Raw genomic sequence first — 16025 nt, forward strand, 5'->3', positions numbered from 1 at the left:
CTCTCAGTCCAGGAGTGTCAAAGATTGTCGCCATCGTCGCGGCGATGGTGGTACGGATCGTGGTGGAGATGGCGGCACCCAGCGAGACGTACCAGATCGACGTCCGCGACAAGGACATCAACCGCCGGGGCGACTACGTCGCCGGGCTGATCCTCTCGACCGGGATGGTACTGCCGCTCGGGCTGACCCTGGCCGAGCTCGACCTCTTCTGGATCGCCAACGCCATCTACGCGGTGTTCGTGGTGTCGATGTCGGTCGGCGCGATCGTCAAGATCGTCGCGTATCGCCGGGGGTGGTGACAGGTGGGCAGACCGACCAGGGTGACCAATTCGATCCGGGCCGCCCTACGGTTCGCCAACGGTGAGATGACCCAGGCCGAGCTGGCCAAACGGCTCGGCGTGCCCCGACAGACCGTCATCGCCATCGAGCAGGGGAAGCACTCGCCGTCGTTACGATCTGAGCGCCGCAGGCCCTGCCCGGCCCGGCGGACCGGTCCCAGATACTCGGCGACCATCCAGCGGAACGACTCAGCGAAGCTGACTACCCGTGGGCCCTGACCAACTCAATGTGGTCCACTGTCACGCACTCCCGGTTAGCCGATGCTCTTGGCCACCTGTGCGATCAGGTCGGCTGACTCGGCTGGCGACAAAGCGGCCGCACAGTGGCGGCTGACCGCGCTCCTGCCCCGGGCCGTCGCAACCGTCGAGTCAATCCAGGTCGAACTCGCCGTCCTGGGCGCCGGCGACGAACGCGTCCCACTCGGCCTGGGTGAAGACCAGGATCGGACCGTCCGGCTCGGCCGAGTTACGCATCCCGATCAGGTCGTCGACGAACGCGATCTCGACTGCGCCCTCGGACGCGTCGCCCTCGGCCCGCTGCCACACCGCCCGCGACAGGTCGAAATCGCCCTTGGGGTGCTGCGCCATCGTCGACTCCTTCGATACTGGAAACACATACTGGGGAACACACGCGGGACCTGTCGGGCGGTACACGCCCGGTTACCGGCACAGGTTAACGCCCGCCGCCCCGGGCGGGTGCGGCAGGATGGTCTGATGCCGAGCCTGACCCGCGTCGAGGCGGCCGAGCGCGCCGAGGCGATCACCGTCGAGTCGTACACGATCGACCTCGACCTGACCATCGGTGACACCGAGTTCGGTTCGACCAGCGTGATCGAGTTCCGGGCCGCGCCGGGAGCCGCGACGTTCGTCGAGGTCGCCCCGGCGAAACTGACCCGGGTACGGCTCAACGACGTCGACCTGGATCCGGCGGGCCTCGACGACAACCGGGTGCCGCTGACCGGGCTCGCCGGGCGTAACACGCTGACCGTCGAGGCGCGGATGGCGTACTCCAACTCTGGGCAGGGGCTGCACCGCTTCGTCGACCCGGCCGACGGTGAGACGTACCTGTATGCCATGTCGTTCCTGGACGACGCGCCGCGCATCTTCGCCTGCTTCGACCAGCCAGACCTGAAGGCACCCGTACGGCTACGGGTCACCGCGCCGCCGCAGTGGACGGTGGCCGGCAACGGCCAGCCGGTCGGCGCGCCGGTGGACGGGCGCTGGGAGTTCGCGCCAACGGTGCCGCTGGCGACGTACCTCGTGACCCTGATCGCCGGGCCGTACCACGCCCGCCACGCCGAGCACGACGGCGTCCCGCTGGCGCTGTACTGCCGGCGTTCGCTCGGCCCGCACCTGGACGTCGATGCCGAGGAGATCTTCACGATCACCCGGCAGTGCCTGGACCGGTTCCACGAGCTGTTCGACGTGCGGTATCCGTTCGGCGGCTACGGTCAGGCGTTCGTGCCCGAGTTCAACGCCGGCGCGATGGAGAACCCGGGCCTGGTGACCTTCCGCGACGACCACATCTTCCGATCGGCGGTCACCGACAGCGAACGCGAGCGGCGGGCCACCACCATCGCTCACGAGATGGCCCACATGTGGTTCGGCGACCTGGTCACCATGCGGTGGTGGGACGACCTGTGGCTGAACGAGTCGTTCGCCGAGTACCTCGGGGTGCGGGTGACCGCCGAGGCGACCCGGTTCACCGACGCCTGGACGACTTTCGGCATCCTCTACAAATCCTGGGGGTACGCCGCGGACCAGCGCCCGTCGACCCATCCGGTGGCGCCGGAGGAGGTCGCCGACGCCGAGCGGGCGTTGCTCAACTTCGACGGCATCTCGTACGCCAAGGGCGCGTCGGTGCTGCGCCAGTTGGTGGCCTGGCTGGGCGACGAGCCGTTGCTGGCCGGGCTGCGGGCGCATTTCGCCGCCCACCGGTTCGGCAACGCCACGCTGGCCGACCTGCTCGACGCGTTGACTGCGGCGAGCGGCCGGGACCTGTCCGGCTGGGCGGAACGGTGGCTGCGGCAGGCGCAGGTGAACACGATCCGGGCCGAGACGGTCGTCGACGAGGCCGGTCGATACCGGGAGGTCGCCCTGATCCAGACCGCACCGCAGCGCCATCCGGTGCTGCGTCCGCACCGGATCGGGCTGGGGTTGTTCGACGCCGAGGCGACCGGGGACCGGCGAGTGTCGGTGCGGCGGCGCTGGCTGGCGGTGGACCTGGCCCCGGACGTCGACGGCGGGCGGACCCTGGTGCCGGCGCTGGTCGGTGAGCCGGCGGCCGACCTGCTGCTGGTCAACGACGGTGACCTTACGTACGCCAAGGCACGGTTCGACCCGGCGTCGGCGGCCGCGCTGCCGGCGATGCTGCCCGGAATGACCGAACCGCTGGCCCGGGCGGTGTCGTGGACCGCGACCCTGGACGCGGTACGTGACGCGCAGCAGCCGGTCGCCGACCTGGCGGCGCTGATCGAGCTGACCCTGCCGACCGAGACCGTGGTGGTGGTCATCGGGGACGTGCTGCGGCTGAGCCGGTCGGTGATCGACCGGTACGCGCATCCGGTGGACCGTCCGGTGCTGCGATCCCGGCTCGGTGCCGCCTGCGCCCGGCTGCTGGCCGTGGCCGGGCCCGGAACGTCGGTCCAGTTGGCCGCTGCCCGGGGGGCGATCACCGCCAGCGGGGACGTGGACTGGTTGCGCGGGTGGTTGACGGGGCGGGTGGTGCCGGCCGGGTTGGCGGTCGACGCCGACCTGCGCTGGCTGCTGCTCTACCGGCTGGCAGCGTGCGGCGGTGTCGGCGTGACCGAGATCGACGACGAGGCCGGCCGGGACCGCAGCGCGGCCGGTGAGCAGTGGGCCGCGAAGTGCCGTGCGGCGGTGCCGGACCCGGCCGCCAAGGAGCGTGCCTGGCAGACGATCGTGACCGATACCAGGCTGTCCAACCGTCTCGTCGAGGCGTACGCGGAAGGGTTCTGGCAGCCGGAACAGACCGAGCTGACGGCGCCGTACGTCGACCGGTACTTCGCCGATCTGCCGGCGGCGACCCGGCGCCGTACGGCGTGGCTCGCCGACCGGGTGGCGGAATCGGCCTTTCCACAGTTCGCGGTGAGCGAGCGGACCCGGGCGGCGGCGACCGCGATGCTGGCCCGCGACGATCTCACCGCCGGGCTGCGCCGGGTGGTAACCGACGCCACCGACGAACTGGACCGGGCGTTGGCCGCCCGACGTCGGTACGCAGCCGGTGCCGGTGCAGGACCCGCGTAGGCGGGGATCGCCGTAGGCGCAAAGCGGGAGCAGCCCCCCGAAAGTGTTGCCTACGCCACGCGACAGCCCGGGTGGGTGGATCATCGGCATACGATTCGTCGATGGACGATGGCATCCGTCGGGTCGGCATCATGGGCGGCACCTTCGATCCGATCCACCAGGGTCACCTGGTCGCGGCGAGCGAGGTGGCCGAGCGTTTCGCGCTCGACGAGGTGGTATTCGTGCCGACCGGGGATCCGTGGGAGAAGGCCGGGCTGACCGTCACTCCGGCCGAGGACCGGTATCTGATGACCGTGATCGCGACCGCGTCGAACCCGACGTTCCAGGTGAGCCGGGCGGACATCGACCGGCCCGGCCCGACGTACACCGTCGACACGTTGCGCGACCTGCACTCGGTGTACGGGCCGAAGGCGCAGCTGTTCTTCATCACCGGCGCGGACGCCCTGGAGAAGATCCTGTCCTGGAAGGACACAGATACGATGTTCGAGCTGGCCCACTTCATCGGGGTGACCCGGCCTGGGTTCGAGTTGTCCGCCGAACACCTGCCGGCCGACACGGTGTCCCTGGTCGAGGTGCCGGCGATGGCGATCTCGTCGACCGAGTGCCGGGCGCGGGTGGCTGCCGGCAAACCGCTGTGGTACCTCGTGCCGGACGGGGTGGTGCAGTACATCGCCAAACGTCGGCTGTATGAGACGGAATCTTCGGGGGGATGACTCCTCGGTGTCATAATTTGGGTGTTATATCCGCATTTCCTGGCTGGTCGAGTGTGAGAGGCTAGAGCAGCGAAGCTGTCTAGCTGAAGGAGTGTTGTCGAGGTGATCCGATGAGCGCCTCAGAGCGCGCGCGGGAGCTGGCCCTGACGGCCGCCCAGGCCGCCGCCGACAAGAAGGCGCAGGACATCGTCGTCATCGACGTGGCCGACCGGATGGCGATCACCGACGCCTTCGTGCTCGCCTCGGCGCCCAACGAGCGCCAGGTGCTGGCCGTCGTCGATGCCATCGAGGAGAGCCTGGTCCGGCTGCCGGACAAGGCCAAGCCGATCCGGCGTGAAGGCGACCGTGCCGGCCGGTGGGTGCTGCTCGACTTCAACGACATCGTGGTACACGTCCAGCACACCGAGGAACGCGAGTTCTACGCCCTCGACCGGCTCTGGAAGGACTGTCCGGTCATCCCGTTCGTCGACCGCGACCTGGTCGAGGCCGAAGCCGGGGCCACCGAGTGACCCGATTGATCGTCTGGCGGCACGGCAACACCGACTGGAACGCCGGCGACCGGGTGCAGGGCCAGACCGACACCGCGCTCAACGACCTCGGCCGGACCCAAGCCGCCGCCGCCGCGCCGCTGATCGCGGCGCTACGACCGAACGCGATCGTCGCCAGCGACCTGCAGCGGGCCGCCGACACTGCAGCGGCCCTGGCGGCACTCACCGGCCTTCCGATCCGATCCGATCCCCGGTTGCGGGAGCGGCAGTACGGGCTCTGGCAGGGGCTCACCATGCCGACCATCGCGGAACGGTTCCCCGCCGAGCACGCCCGCTGGCGAGCCGGCGATCCGTCGCCCGGCTGTGCCGTGGAGAGCCTCGACGACCTTGGTAAACGGGTCGGGGAGGCGTTGCAGGACGCGGCTGACGCGGCGCCGGGCGGGACCGTGGTGGTCGCCACCCACGGCGGTGCGGCCCGGCAGGGCTGTGGCCATCTGCTCGGCTGGGGGGTCGCGGTGCTGCGTACCGTCGCGCCGCTGCAGAACTGCCACTGGACCGAGCTGCGGTACGACGAGTCGCGTGGCTGGCAACTGCGGGCACACAACGTCGGGGTGAGCAGCACCCGGGACATCCCCGCCCCGGTCTGACCCGGCAGCCGGTCCGACCTGATCGCCGGCTTATCCGACAGCCGGTCCGACCCCACCGGTGGCCTGACCCGGCACGATTACCGACGATCAGCTAGCGTGCCGGCATGTCCGTCGCGGTCGTGACCGACTCCACCGCCTACCTGCCGGCCGATCTGGCGCAGCGGCACCACCTCACGGTGGTGCCGCTGACCGTGCTGGTCGACGGCGTCGAACGCCGGGAAGGCCTCGATCTGACCCCGACCGAGGTGGCCCACGCGTTGACCGTGCGGCGGTCGACGGTCAGCACCTCGCGACCCGCGCCCGAGCAGTTCGCCGAGACGTACCGGCGACTGCTGGGTGCCGGTAGCTCCGGGGTCGTGTCGGTGCACCTGTCGGCCGGGCTGTCCGGCACGGTCGCGGCCGCCGAACTGGCCGCCCGGCAGACCGGCCCGGACCGGGTCGCGGTGGTGGACAGCGGCTCGACCGGCATGGGGCTCGGCTTCCCGGCGCTCGCTGCGGCGACGGTGGCGGCCACCGGGGGTGACCTGGCCGAGGTCAGCGCCGCCGCGACCGCCGCAGCGGCGCGCACCCGAACCTTCTTCTACGTCGACACGTTGGAGCATCTGCGGCGCGGCGGTCGGATCACGGCAGCGTCCGCGCTGCTCGGTACGGCGCTGGCGGTCAAGCCGATCCTGCGGGTGCAGGACGGCCACATCGTGCTGCGCGACAAGGTACGCACCGCCGCCCGTGCCCTGGCCAAGCTGGTCGACCTCGCCTGTCTCGCGGCCGGCGACGCGTCGCGGGTCGATGTCGCCGTACACCATCTCGACGATCCAGACCGGGCCGCCGCCCTGTGTGCGGAACTGACCTCCCGGCTGGGTGACCGGCTGCAGGACGTGCACGTGGCGCAGATCGGGGCGGTGGTGACGGCACACGCCGGCCCCGGTCTGCTCTCGGTCGTGGTGCACCGGCAGGCGGGCTTCTGACCGCCGGCCCATAGCAAGATCCGGGTCCGGTACGGGGCATCGTCCACAACGCGCCGGTCGTCCACAGCCCGGCCCGCAGCCCGGTCCGCCGTCCTGGCCGGCGGCATAGCTTCTGCACGTGACCGACGACGACACCGTCCAGCGGCGGCTGGCCCTGCTGACCCACGCCGGTGGCGGCCTACGGGCGCCGGTAGACCACGACCGGCCGACCGGCCACGACCACGGGGAGCCGACCGGCCGCAGCGGTCCGGCCGACCGCGACCGCGGAGATCCGGTCGGATCGGGCGACCCACTCGACCTCGACGGCCCGGCCTTCTCCGGGGCGGCCGCCCGGCTGCCCGCCTTCGACCCTGGCCGGCGGGGAGTACGGGCACTCGCCGCCGTGGCTGTCGTGGTGGTCGCCGTCGCCGCGCTGCTCGCCTGGCGGGCTCGACCCCGGGTCGAGCCGGTGCCGTCCGCCGACGGCGTCCCGGCCCAGACCGCCCCGGTGCCGGCCGCGGCCGGTGGGCCGGGTCCTGAGGGCCGTCCCGCTGCGGCTGGACCCGGGACGACCGGTACCGGTGGACCGACACAGCTGATCGTCGCGGTGACCGGTCGGGTCCACCGGCCAGGTCTGGTGACCCTGCCGGCAGGTTCCCGGGTGGCCGATGCCCTGGAAGCGGCCGGTGGTGCACTGCCCGACACCGACGTCGCCTGGCTCAATCTGGCCCGCCCGGTTCAGGACGGCGAGCTCGTCGTGGTCGGGGTCACCCCGCCGCCGGGAGCCGTGACCGGGCCTGCCCCTGCCGCCGGCCAGCCGGGTGGGACCGGCAAGGTCGACCTGAACGCCGCCAGCCAGCAGCAGTTGGAGACGCTGCCGGGGGTCGGCCCGGTGCTCGCCCAGCGAATCATCGATCATCGCGAGCGGGTAGGCGGGTTTGCGTCCGTCAACGACCTGCGCAAGGTCAGCGGTATCGGCGACGCGCGATTCGACCAGCTGCGTGGGCTGGTGACGGTGTGAAGGCATCCGGCGACAACCGGGTCGGGCCGCCGGATCTGCGGCTGGCCGGATTCGCGGTGGCCTGCTGGCTGGCCGCCTTCGCTGTGGTGTGCGGCACGGCTGTACTGGCGGTGGCACTGGTCATCGGTGGCGTGACGCTGGTCGGCCTGCTCGGCGTCTACCTGACCAGGGGTACGGGCACCGGCCGCAGCCGGGCGGCCCGGCGGCCCGGCAACGACTCCGACCTGCCCCGGCTGACCAGATGGATGCACGCGTACGGCTGGCTGGCCATGGCGGTGGTGCTCGGGGTCGTCTGCGGTGCCGCCGCTGCCGGCGCACGGGTGGCGGCGCGCGACGCCGGGCCGCTTGCGGCACTGGTCGACGACCGTGCGGCGGTCACTGCGGAGCTGGTGATCCGCGATGATCCTCGACGGGTCAGGTCGGCGGTGGCGGGACCGCCGCTGTGGCTGGTGCCGGTCCGGCTGGCTGGCCTGTCCGGCTCGCCGGCCGTCCGGCCCGACCACGGCGTCGCGGGTCGGCTGGTCGGTCCGGTGCGGTTGCTCGTTCTCGGCACCAGCAATGCCTGGGACGGGCTGCTGCCCGGGCAGCGGGTGCGGGTCGCCGGCCGGTTGGCGCCACCACGCGGTGGTGATCTGACTGCAGCCGTGCTGTCCACCGGGGAGGACCCGACGCCGGTCGGGTCCTCCATCTGGACGCAGCGGGCGGCCGGTGTTTTGCGGTCGGGCCTGCAGCGCGCCTGCGAGCCGTTGCCAGACCAGCCCGGTGGCCTGTTGCCCGGTCTCGTCGTCGGCGACACCAGCCGGCTGGATCCTGCGGTGGAGGAGGACTTCCGGGCGACCGGGCTGACCCATCTCGTCGCGGTGAGTGGTTCCAACGTCGCGGTCGTCGTCGGTTTCGTCCTGCTCGGGATGCGCTGGTGTCGGGCTGGTCCCGGCCTGACTGCGGTCGCGTGCGCCGTGGCGCTGGTCGGCTTCGTGATCCTGGCCCGTCCCTCGCCCAGTGTGGTACGGGCCGGGGTGATGGGTGCAGTCGGGCTGCTCGCGCTGGCGACCGGACGTCGGCGGGCGGCGTTGCCCGCGCTCGGCGCGACCGTGGCCGTCCTGGTCGTGGTCGATCCGGAGCTGGCCTCGGACGCGGGGTTCGCCCTGTCTGTATTGGCGACCGGTGGTCTGCTGCTGTTCGCACCCGGCTGGCGGGACGCGATGGTGGTTCGTGGCGTTCCCGCTCCGCTGGCGGACGCGTTGGCGATCCCGGCGGCGGCGCAGCTGGCCTGCACCCCGGTCGTCGCCGGCCTGTCCGGGCTGATCAGCCTGGTCGCGGTCCCCGCCAACCTGCTCGTGGTGCCAGCGATCGCCCCGGCGACGGTGCTCGGGGTGGCGACAGCCGTCGTCTCACCGGTCTGGCCGGGCGGTGCCGAGCTGCTCGCCTGGCTCAGTCACTGGCCAGCCTGGTGGCTGGTGACGGTGGCCCGATACGGGGCGCGGGTTCCCGGGGGGTCGCTGCCGTGGCCGGACGGGGCGTTCGGTGCGCTGTCCCTCGCCGCGTTGACGGTCGTCGTGCTGGTCCTGGCCCGCCACGGGTTCGCCCGTCGAGTGCTGGCGGTGGTGGCGGTCGGAGCCGTGGTCGGGGCGCTGCCGGTGCGGCTCGCCGCGTCGGGCTGGCCACCGGATGGCTGGGTGGTCGCGGTCTGTGCGGTGGGCCAGGGGGACGTGGTGGTGCTACCCGCCGGTGCCCGGTCCGCTGTGGTCGTCGACGCCGGCCCGGACCCGGCTGCGGCCGACCGGTGCCTGCGTCGTCTCGGCATCAGCCGAGTGCCGCTGTTGGTGATCAGTCATTTCCACGCCGACCATGTAGCTGGCGTCGAGGGTGTCCTGCGGCACCGTCTGGTCTCGGCGGTGGCGACTACCGGGTGGCCGGAGCCGGCTGCCGGCCGGGACGCGGTGCAGTTGGCGGCGGCGGCCCGAGGCGTCGCGGTCGGACCGGTTTCGCCTGGCTGGAGCTACCGTCGCGGCCCGGTCGAGCTGACGGTGCTCGGTCCCACCGAGCCGTTCATCGGGACCAGGTCCGATCCGAACAACAACTCCCTGATGCTGCTGGCCGTCGTGGATGGTGTACGGATCCTGTTGACCGGTGACGCCGAGCACGAATCGCAGGAAGCGCTACTGGACCGGTTCGGGGCGGCCGGACTGCGGGCGGACGTGCTCAAAGTAGCCCACCACGGGTCGGCCTTCCAGGATGTCGGCTTCCTGGACGCAGTGGCACCCAGGGTTGCGGTGGTGCCGGTCGGTGCCGACAACCGGTACGGACATCCGGATCCGGGAGTGCTCGCCCGGTTGTCGGCGCGGGGAGCGCGGGTGCTGCGGACCGATGTCGACGGTGATCTCGCGGTGGTATGGCGTGACGGCGGGCTCGCGGTCTCCCACCGGAGAGCTGACGCCAACGCCCGTAGCGGCTGATCCGGGTGGGACGGAACACCACAGTCAACTGGGATGTTCCGGTGTCGTTCGTAACAGCTCGCCGACAAATGTCCCTATTATCGGAGGGTGATCGAACGACTACTCAGCGAAAAATTGGGGGTTGATCTCGGTGCTACGACCCGTGCGACTATGGCGGGCGTGAAAATTGCCGCCCCGCCCGCCGTGGTACTCGTGCTCGGTGACGAGGAACTTCTGGTCACTCGGGCTGTGACGGAAGCCGTCCAGGCTGCCCGGTCCACCGATCCCGACGCCGACGTCCGGGAGTACGAGGCGGGCGCGGTCAGCGCCGGCGAGGTCGCCGAGATGCTCAGCCCGTCCCTGTTCGGCGGTCGGCGACTGCTCGTCCTGCGCAGCGGCCAGGATGCCCGAAAGGACCTGACCGCCGCGTTGCTCGGATACGCGAGGCAACCCGATCCGGACGTGACGCTGCTGGTCACCCACGCGGGCGGTGCCAAGGGGAAGGCCTTCGCCGACGGGCTGCGGTCGGCCGGGGCGACCGTGGTGCCGGCGGCCAAGCTCAAGGGGCACCGGGAACGGGTCGCCTTCGTCCGCGACGAGTTCCGGCGCGCCGGCGGCAGGTGCACCGACGACGCCGCCGAGGCGTTACTCGCCGCGGTCGGCAACGACCTGCGGGAGCTGTCTGCGGCCTGCACCCAACTGCTGGCCGACACGGGCGGCCGGGTCGACGCGGCGACCGTGGCCCGGTACTACCGGGGTCGTGCCGAAGTGAGCGGATTCACCGTGGCCGACGCGGCGATCATCGGCGACGTGCCGGGAGCCCTGGAAGCACTGCGGTGGGCCCTGCACGTCGGAGTAGATCCGGTGCCGATCGCCGACGCGCTCGCCGACGGCATCCGTACCGTGGCCCGGGTCGCATCCGCCGGTCGGGGGAGCCCGTACCAGCTGGCGAGCAGTCTCGGCATGCCCGCGTGGAAGATCGAGCGTGCGCAACGGCAGAGCCGGGGCTGGAGTGCGGGAGGCCTGGTCGATGCCATGCACGCGGCGGCGCGGTGCAATGCCGATGTCAAGGGCGGGTCGGACGACCGGGACTACGCGCTGGAGCGGGCCGTTGTCGCGGTCGCGCAGGCCCGTCGCAGCGGTGGTGATCAGCGGTGAGCGGTCGCGACCATCGGGAGCCGCGTGACCATCAGAACCCGGCCGACGAGCAGGATGCCGTCGAGGACGAGTTGCCGCCGCTCTACGCCCGGGCGCTGCGGCTCCGGTACGTGCAGCCCAGCGGGTTGACCTGTCTGGCCTTCTTTGAGGGCAGCTTCGTACTGGGCGGGCTGCTCGCCCTGGCGGAACTGATCCCCTGGTGGGGCATGCTGGTCCTGCCGGTCGCGGTGGCCGTCATGGTGAAAATCAACGATCTGGTCGCCGGTGCGGTCGAGCGGTCGGCGGAGCTGGTCCCCGAGCGGGAACGGGAGATGTTCCGCCGCGAGGTGGTCCCGGCGGTCGGGCAGCCCGTACGGTCGTTTACCGGGATCCGGACCGGCCCGGCGTTTCCGGCCGGCAGCGCCGTCCCCGGCATCCAGACCGGCTCCGGTGTCCAGATTGGTCCCGGTATCCGGATCAGGCGGATCGGCGGTGCCCACGTCGAGGCGACCGCAGCGACGGCTACCGCGTCAGCGGCGACCTGTGCGGCCCTCGCGGCGCCGACGGTACTCCTGCAGACCGTCCCGCCCAGCCCTACGGCCGCGACCGCTGCTGCGCTTGCCGCGCCGACAGTGCTGCTGGACGTGGTCCACACCGGTCAGCTCAGCGAGCACCAACCACCGGTACCCGAGTGACGTAAACCAGTTGGGTCGGGACTGGCGCAGCTCCGCTGGGTCGGATGGGTCGGAGCCAGCTGGTGGCATCGGTCTCCCGAAACGGACCAGCCGACCTCGCGGGTCGGCTGATCCGCGAGGTCGGCTGGTCGGTGGGAACGGGATCGTCAGGAGCCGATCGACTGCAGGCGCTTGGCGATCGCGGACTTGCGGTTCGCCGCCTGGTTCTTGTGAATCACGCCTTTGCTGACGGCCTTGTCGAGCTTGCGGCTGGCCTCCCGCATCAGCGCGGCAGCCTGCTCGGTGTCGCCGTTCGCGTTGGCCTCGTTGAACTTGCGGACGGCGGTCTTCAGCGCCGACTTGACCGACTTGTTCCGCAGCCGACGCTTCTCGTTCTGCCGGTTGCGCTTGATTTGGGACTTGATGTTCGCCACGCGACAGCCTCGCCCTGCTCATCCGAAATCGAAACGACCAAAATGACAATCCGCCTGTGGCGTACGCGGCCGCCCGAGTCATCCCGGTGACCGGGTCCGGCGCAGTGGCCGGTCCGGACAGATATCGGGAGTCCGGCGGATAGCCGGGCCCGACAACCGGGATGCATGCTGGCGGCGCGTGTCGCCACGCGCGAAGGGCAAGGCTACCAGCTCACCGGTGCGCCGGCCAAAACGGGCCGGGCCAACCGCGCCGGGCGGCCAGCCAGGCCAGCGCCGTCTCCCCGCTGAACCGCTGGTGGGCGCGGACGTGCGGGGAGGCGCCGGTGGGCCCGGCGGACGCCTGGGTCAGCCAGTAGCCGGAGAGCGCCGCCAGCGCCGCGTCCAGCCCGCCGGGCGGCGCGTCGACCGCAGTCGGGTGCCGGGCGAACAGCGTGTCCGCGTCGAGACCACTGGCGAATGCGGTGACCAGCAGGCTCGTCGTGTCGAACCAGGCGGGACCGTGACACACCCAGGTCCAGTCGCAGATCCACGCCATCCCGGTCCGGTCGATCAGCAGGTTGTCGAGGCGCAGGTCGCCGTGGATGACCGCGTCGTCGGACACCAGGCGGGGAAGGTCCGCCTCCAGCGACGCCAGCTCTGGCAGGTGCCGCCGGAGCAGCCCATCGGTGTCGGTGTCGGTGTCGAACACCGGCATGGCTTCCCGGCCGGCGGCTATCTCCTGCCACCAGGCCAGGTCGGCGCTGGCCAGGTCGGCCAGCCGGGGCAGACCGATATTGACCAGTCCGGCCGGCGGCCGGCGCAGGGCGTGGGCCGCGCCAGCCCAACTGGCCAGGGCCGCGTCGAGCTCGGTCGGAGCCCAGGGAAGCGCCGGCATCCGGCCGTCGACCGAGTCGAGACAGAGTACGAAGTAGCCGGCGGTGGTGAGTGTCCACCGCGGCCTGGCCGCCGCTACCTGGGCCGGCAGTTCCCCCGTCAGCGCCGCCTCGCGGGCGTACCAGTCGCTGAGGTGTCGCTGCTCAACCAACGACGCGGCCTTGACGAACACCCGCTCGCCGGCGGAGGTGGTCAGGGTCGCGGCGAAGCCCCGGGTGAAGCCGCCGCCGGCGCTGGTCGCCCAGGTCACCGGGCTGCCGAGCCGACCGCAGATCGCCGCGCGCAGATCGGGTGGAAGGTCCGCCCAGGCGGGTCGAACCGATGTCGCGTCATACCGGATAGCGGGCAACCGCACTGTAGCCACCCCTCCATCCTGCCGCGTCGCCGCCACGAACCCCGGCAGCGGCACCCGGCCGGCATCCGGCGTTGGCAGCCGCGCTAGGTGGTGGCCCAGTGGTGGGCATGGGCACCCCGACGATCGGGGCGTGGGAACATAGGTTGCGGCCGGCGACGCCGGCTGAGACGACGGACTCCAGCCCAGCAGAACGGACCACCGTGCCTCCGACGCCCGATTCCGGCGTGAACGCCCCCGGTGCCACCGAACCCGGCAGCATCCGGAACTTCTGCATCATCGCGCACATCGACCACGGCAAGTCGACCCTCGCCGACCGGATGCTCCAGCTCACCGAGGTGGTCGACCCGCGCCAGATGCGGGCCCAGTACCTGGACCGGATGGACATCGAACGGGAACGCGGCATCACGATCAAGAGCCAGGCGGTACGGATGCCCTGGACGATCCGAGCCGGTGAACGCCAGGGCGAGTCGGCCGTGCTCAACATGATCGATACCCCGGGGCACGTCGACTTCACCTACGAGGTGTCCCGCTCACTCGCCGCGTGCGAGGGCGCGGTGCTGCTGGTCGACGCGGCGCAGGGGATCGAAGCCCAGACGCTGGCCAATCTCTACCTGGCGCTGGAGAACGACCTGCACATCATCCCGGTGCTCAACAAGATCGACCTGCCGGCGGCGCAGCCAGAGAAGTACGCCGAGGAGCTGGCGCATCTGATCGGCGGCGATCCGGCCGACTGCATCCGGGTCTCCGGCAAGACCGGCGAAGGTGTTTCGTACCTGCTCGATGAGATCGTCCGCCAGTTCACCCCGCCGGTCGGTGACGCGGCGGCACCGGCGCGGGCCATGATCTTCGACTCGGTGTACGACGTCTACCGGGGGGTGGTGACCTACGTCCGGGTGATTGACGGGCGGATCGAGGCCCGCGACCGGATCAAAATGATGTCCACCGGCGCGACCCACGAGCTGCTGGAGATCGGGGTGATCTCACCCGAGATGATCAAGGCGACCGGGCTCGGTGTCGGCGAGGTCGGTTACCTGATCACCGGGGTGAAGGACGTCCGGCAGTCCCGGGTGGGGGACACCGTCACCATCAACGGCCGGCCGGCGGCCGAGCCGCTCGGCGGCTACAAGGATCCCCGGCCGATGGTGTACTCCGGGCTGTATCCGATCGACGGTTCCGACTACCCGGCGCTGCGCGAGGCGCTGGACAAACTGAAGCTCAACGACGCGGCGTTGACCTACGAGCCGGAAACGTCCGGCGCGCTCGGCTTCGGGTTCCGCTGCGGCTTCCTCGGACTGCTGCACCTGGAGATCATCCGGGAGCGGCTGGAGCGGGAGTTCAACCTCGACCTGATCTCGACCGCCCCGAACGTGGTCTACCGGGTGGTGATGGAGGACGGCGAGACGGCCACCGTCACCAACCCGAGCGAATACCCGACCGGCAAGATCGCCGAGGTGCACGAGCCGGTGGTCCGGGCCACCGTACTGACCCCGAACGACTACGTCGGCGCGGTGATGGAGCTGTGTCAGGGGCGGCGCGGCTCGTTGCAGGGCATGGACTACCTCTCCGCCGACCGGGTCGAGCTGCGCTACACGCTGCCGCTCGCCGAGATCATCTTCGACTTCTTCGACCAGTTGAAGAGCCGCACCAAGGGCTACGCCTCGCTCGATTACGAGCCCTCCGGCGAGCAGCCGTCGGACCTGGTCAAGGTGGATATCCTGCTGCACGGTGAGCCGGTGGACGCGTTCAGCGCGATCGTGCACAAGGACAAGGCGTACAGCTACGGCACGACGATCGCCGCCAAGCTGCGCAACCTCATCCCGCGCCAGCAGTTCGAGGTGCCGATCCAGGCGGCGATCGGCAGTCGGGTGATCGCCCGGGAGACGATCCGGGCGATCCGCAAGGACGTGCTGGCCAAGTGCTATGGCGGCGATATCAGCCGCAAGCGCAAGCTGCTGGAGAAGCAGAAAGAGGGCAAGAAGCGGATGAAGATGGTCGGCCGGGTGGAGGTGCCGCAGGAAGCGTTCATCGCGGCCTTGTCCACCTCGGACGGCGGTGGCTCGGACGGGAAGTCCGGTGGCAAGCGGTGATCCCCCGTGGGTACGGACCGAGCGCGGCGTACTGCCCACGGTGCGGGGCCGGGCTTCCCGGTCCGCCGCCGGTGCGCTGCGGTGGCTGCCGCTACCAGCTGTTCCAGAATTCCCGGCCGACCGTGAACGTGGTGGTGACCAACCCGGCCCGGACCCGGTTCCTGGCCATCCGGCGGGCCAAGCCGCCCCGGGCCGGTCAGTGGGAAACTCCTGGCGGGTTCTGCGACGGGGCGGAACACCCCCGGTCGGCAGCGCTGCGCGAGTGCCGGGAGGAGTTGGGCGTCGAGGTCGAGCTCGGTGCGCTGGTCGGTCTCTACCTGGGTGAGTACGAGTTCCAGGACGAGACGTTGAGCGTGCTGGAGTGCTTCTTCCTGGCCACCCTTGCCGGCGACCGGGTCCGACTCGACTCGGCCGAGGCCACCGAGTGCGGTTGGTTCGCCCTCGCCGAGCCGCCGCCGTTGGCCTTCGCGACCATGGACGCGGCGGTACGGGACGTGGCGGCATCCTTCAGACGTTGACGCGGTTGATCGTCGGCGGAGGTGAATCGGTTTGGTTGTCGCGATGGCCGGGAACTTAGCGGTCACCAAGGACAACACGACATCTCCGACAAGG

General features: G+C 71.0%; 16 protein-coding genes. 13 read left to right on the plus strand and 3 right to left on the minus strand.

The features are described from left to right. Positions 1-14: 14 nt before the first annotated feature. Positions 15-299, plus strand: coding sequence for a hypothetical protein (locus tag ACFHW1_RS07105; RefSeq protein ID WP_416590543.1), 285 nt, complete (start codon positions 15-17; stop codon positions 297-299). A 66-nt stretch (positions 300-365) separates the two neighbouring features. After that, positions 366-557 (plus strand): helix-turn-helix transcriptional regulator, encoded by a 192-nt coding sequence (locus ACFHW1_RS07110; protein ID WP_416554561.1) that lies wholly within the window; start codon positions 366-368, stop codon positions 555-557. A 150-nt stretch (positions 558-707) separates the two neighbouring features. Here ACFHW1_RS07110 and ACFHW1_RS07115 read toward each other — a convergent pair whose 3' ends face one another. Beyond that, positions 708-926, minus strand: a complete 219-nt coding sequence (locus ACFHW1_RS07115) for a DUF397 domain-containing protein (protein WP_278170686.1) — start codon at positions 924-926, stop codon at positions 708-710. Between the two features lie 126 nt (positions 927-1052). Between ACFHW1_RS07115 and pepN the strand changes: the two genes are divergently transcribed. The 9 genes from pepN (at position 1053) to ACFHW1_RS07160 (ending at position 11685) form a co-directional block, all read left to right on the plus strand. Beyond that, complete coding sequence (pepN, locus tag ACFHW1_RS07120) at positions 1053-3605, plus strand: aminopeptidase N (protein WP_416615100.1); 2553 nt, start codon at positions 1053-1055, stop codon at positions 3603-3605. 101 nt (positions 3606-3706) lie between these two features. Then, a complete protein-coding gene (gene nadD / locus ACFHW1_RS07125) occupies positions 3707-4318 on the plus strand; it encodes a nicotinate-nucleotide adenylyltransferase (RefSeq protein ID WP_416554351.1) in 612 nt (203 codons plus the stop codon). Between the two features lie 110 nt (positions 4319-4428). Further along, positions 4429-4827: a ribosome silencing factor gene (rsfS, locus tag ACFHW1_RS07130; protein ID WP_123602988.1), complete on the plus strand. Its 399-nt coding sequence runs from the start codon at positions 4429-4431 to the stop codon at positions 4825-4827. After that, positions 4824-5453: a histidine phosphatase family protein gene (locus ACFHW1_RS07135; protein WP_416615101.1), complete on the plus strand. Its 630-nt coding sequence runs from the start codon at positions 4824-4826 to the stop codon at positions 5451-5453. The genes rsfS and ACFHW1_RS07135 overlap by 4 nt, the downstream gene beginning before the upstream one ends. Positions 5454-5557: 104 nt before the next feature. Next, positions 5558-6418 carry a DegV family protein gene (locus ACFHW1_RS07140; protein ID WP_416615103.1) on the plus strand — a complete coding sequence of 287 codons (861 nt, stop codon included), beginning with the start codon at positions 5558-5560 and terminating at the stop codon, positions 6416-6418. A 334-nt stretch (positions 6419-6752) separates the two neighbouring features. Then, entirely contained in the window at positions 6753-7418 is a 666-nt protein-coding gene (locus tag ACFHW1_RS07145; RefSeq protein ID WP_416554563.1) for a helix-hairpin-helix domain-containing protein, read from the plus strand. Further along, positions 7415-9874 (plus strand): ComEC/Rec2 family competence protein, encoded by a 2460-nt coding sequence (locus tag ACFHW1_RS07150; RefSeq protein WP_416554357.1) that lies wholly within the window; start codon positions 7415-7417, stop codon positions 9872-9874. Before ACFHW1_RS07145 ends, ACFHW1_RS07150 begins: the two co-directional genes overlap by 4 nt. A gap of 150 nt (positions 9875-10024) precedes the next feature. Further along, entirely contained in the window at positions 10025-11011 is a 987-nt protein-coding gene (gene holA, locus ACFHW1_RS07155; RefSeq protein ID WP_416554359.1) for a DNA polymerase III subunit delta, read from the plus strand. Further along, complete coding sequence (locus ACFHW1_RS07160) at positions 11008-11685, plus strand: hypothetical protein (RefSeq protein WP_416554360.1); 678 nt, start codon at positions 11008-11010, stop codon at positions 11683-11685. Before holA ends, ACFHW1_RS07160 begins: the two co-directional genes overlap by 4 nt. Positions 11686-11831: 146 nt before the next feature. On the opposite strand, the gene rpsT is transcribed toward ACFHW1_RS07160, so the two are convergent. Next, positions 11832-12098, minus strand: coding sequence for a 30S ribosomal protein S20 (gene rpsT, locus ACFHW1_RS07165; protein WP_278170679.1), 267 nt, complete (start codon positions 12096-12098; stop codon positions 11832-11834). A gap of 211 nt (positions 12099-12309) precedes the next feature. Then, entirely contained in the window at positions 12310-13326 is a 1017-nt protein-coding gene (locus ACFHW1_RS07170) for a phosphotransferase family protein (protein ID WP_416615105.1), read from the minus strand. A 200-nt stretch (positions 13327-13526) separates the two neighbouring features. Between ACFHW1_RS07170 and lepA the strand changes: the two genes are divergently transcribed. Both lepA and ACFHW1_RS07180 read left to right on the plus strand, forming a co-directional pair. Then, positions 13527-15413, plus strand: a complete 1887-nt coding sequence (lepA, locus tag ACFHW1_RS07175; protein WP_416554364.1) for a translation elongation factor 4 — start codon at positions 13527-13529, stop codon at positions 15411-15413. Beyond that, entirely contained in the window at positions 15410-15931 is a 522-nt protein-coding gene (locus tag ACFHW1_RS07180) for an NUDIX hydrolase (protein ID WP_416568121.1), read from the plus strand. The genes lepA and ACFHW1_RS07180 overlap by 4 nt, the downstream gene beginning before the upstream one ends. The last annotated feature ends 94 nt before the right edge of the window (positions 15932-16025 follow it).

The organism is Micromonospora sp. LOL_014, assembly GCF_048060245.1.
GTDB lineage: Bacteria > Actinomycetota > Actinomycetes > Mycobacteriales > Micromonosporaceae > Micromonospora_E.

Excerpts from the sequence above, each read along its gene's own strand:
- ACFHW1_RS07110 (WP_416554561.1), top strand. The coding sequence starts at position 366 with ATGACCCAGGCCGAGCTGGCCAAACGGCTCGGCGTGCCCCGACAGACC.
- pepN (WP_416615100.1), top strand. The coding sequence starts at position 1,053 with ATGCCGAGCCTGACCCGCGTCGAGGCGGCCGAGCGCGCCGAGGCGATC.
- nadD (WP_416554351.1), top strand. The coding sequence starts at position 3,707 with ATGGACGATGGCATCCGTCGGGTCGGCATCATGGGCGGCACCTTCGAT.
- holA (WP_416554359.1), top strand. The coding sequence starts at position 10,025 with ATGGCGGGCGTGAAAATTGCCGCCCCGCCCGCCGTGGTACTCGTGCTC.
- ACFHW1_RS07115 (WP_278170686.1), bottom strand. The coding sequence starts at position 926 with ATGGCGCAGCACCCCAAGGGCGATTTCGACCTGTCGCGGGCGGTGTGG.
- ACFHW1_RS07140 (WP_416615103.1), top strand. The coding sequence starts at position 5,558 with ATGTCCGTCGCGGTCGTGACCGACTCCACCGCCTACCTGCCGGCCGAT.
- rsfS (WP_123602988.1), top strand. The coding sequence starts at position 4,429 with ATGAGCGCCTCAGAGCGCGCGCGGGAGCTGGCCCTGACGGCCGCCCAG.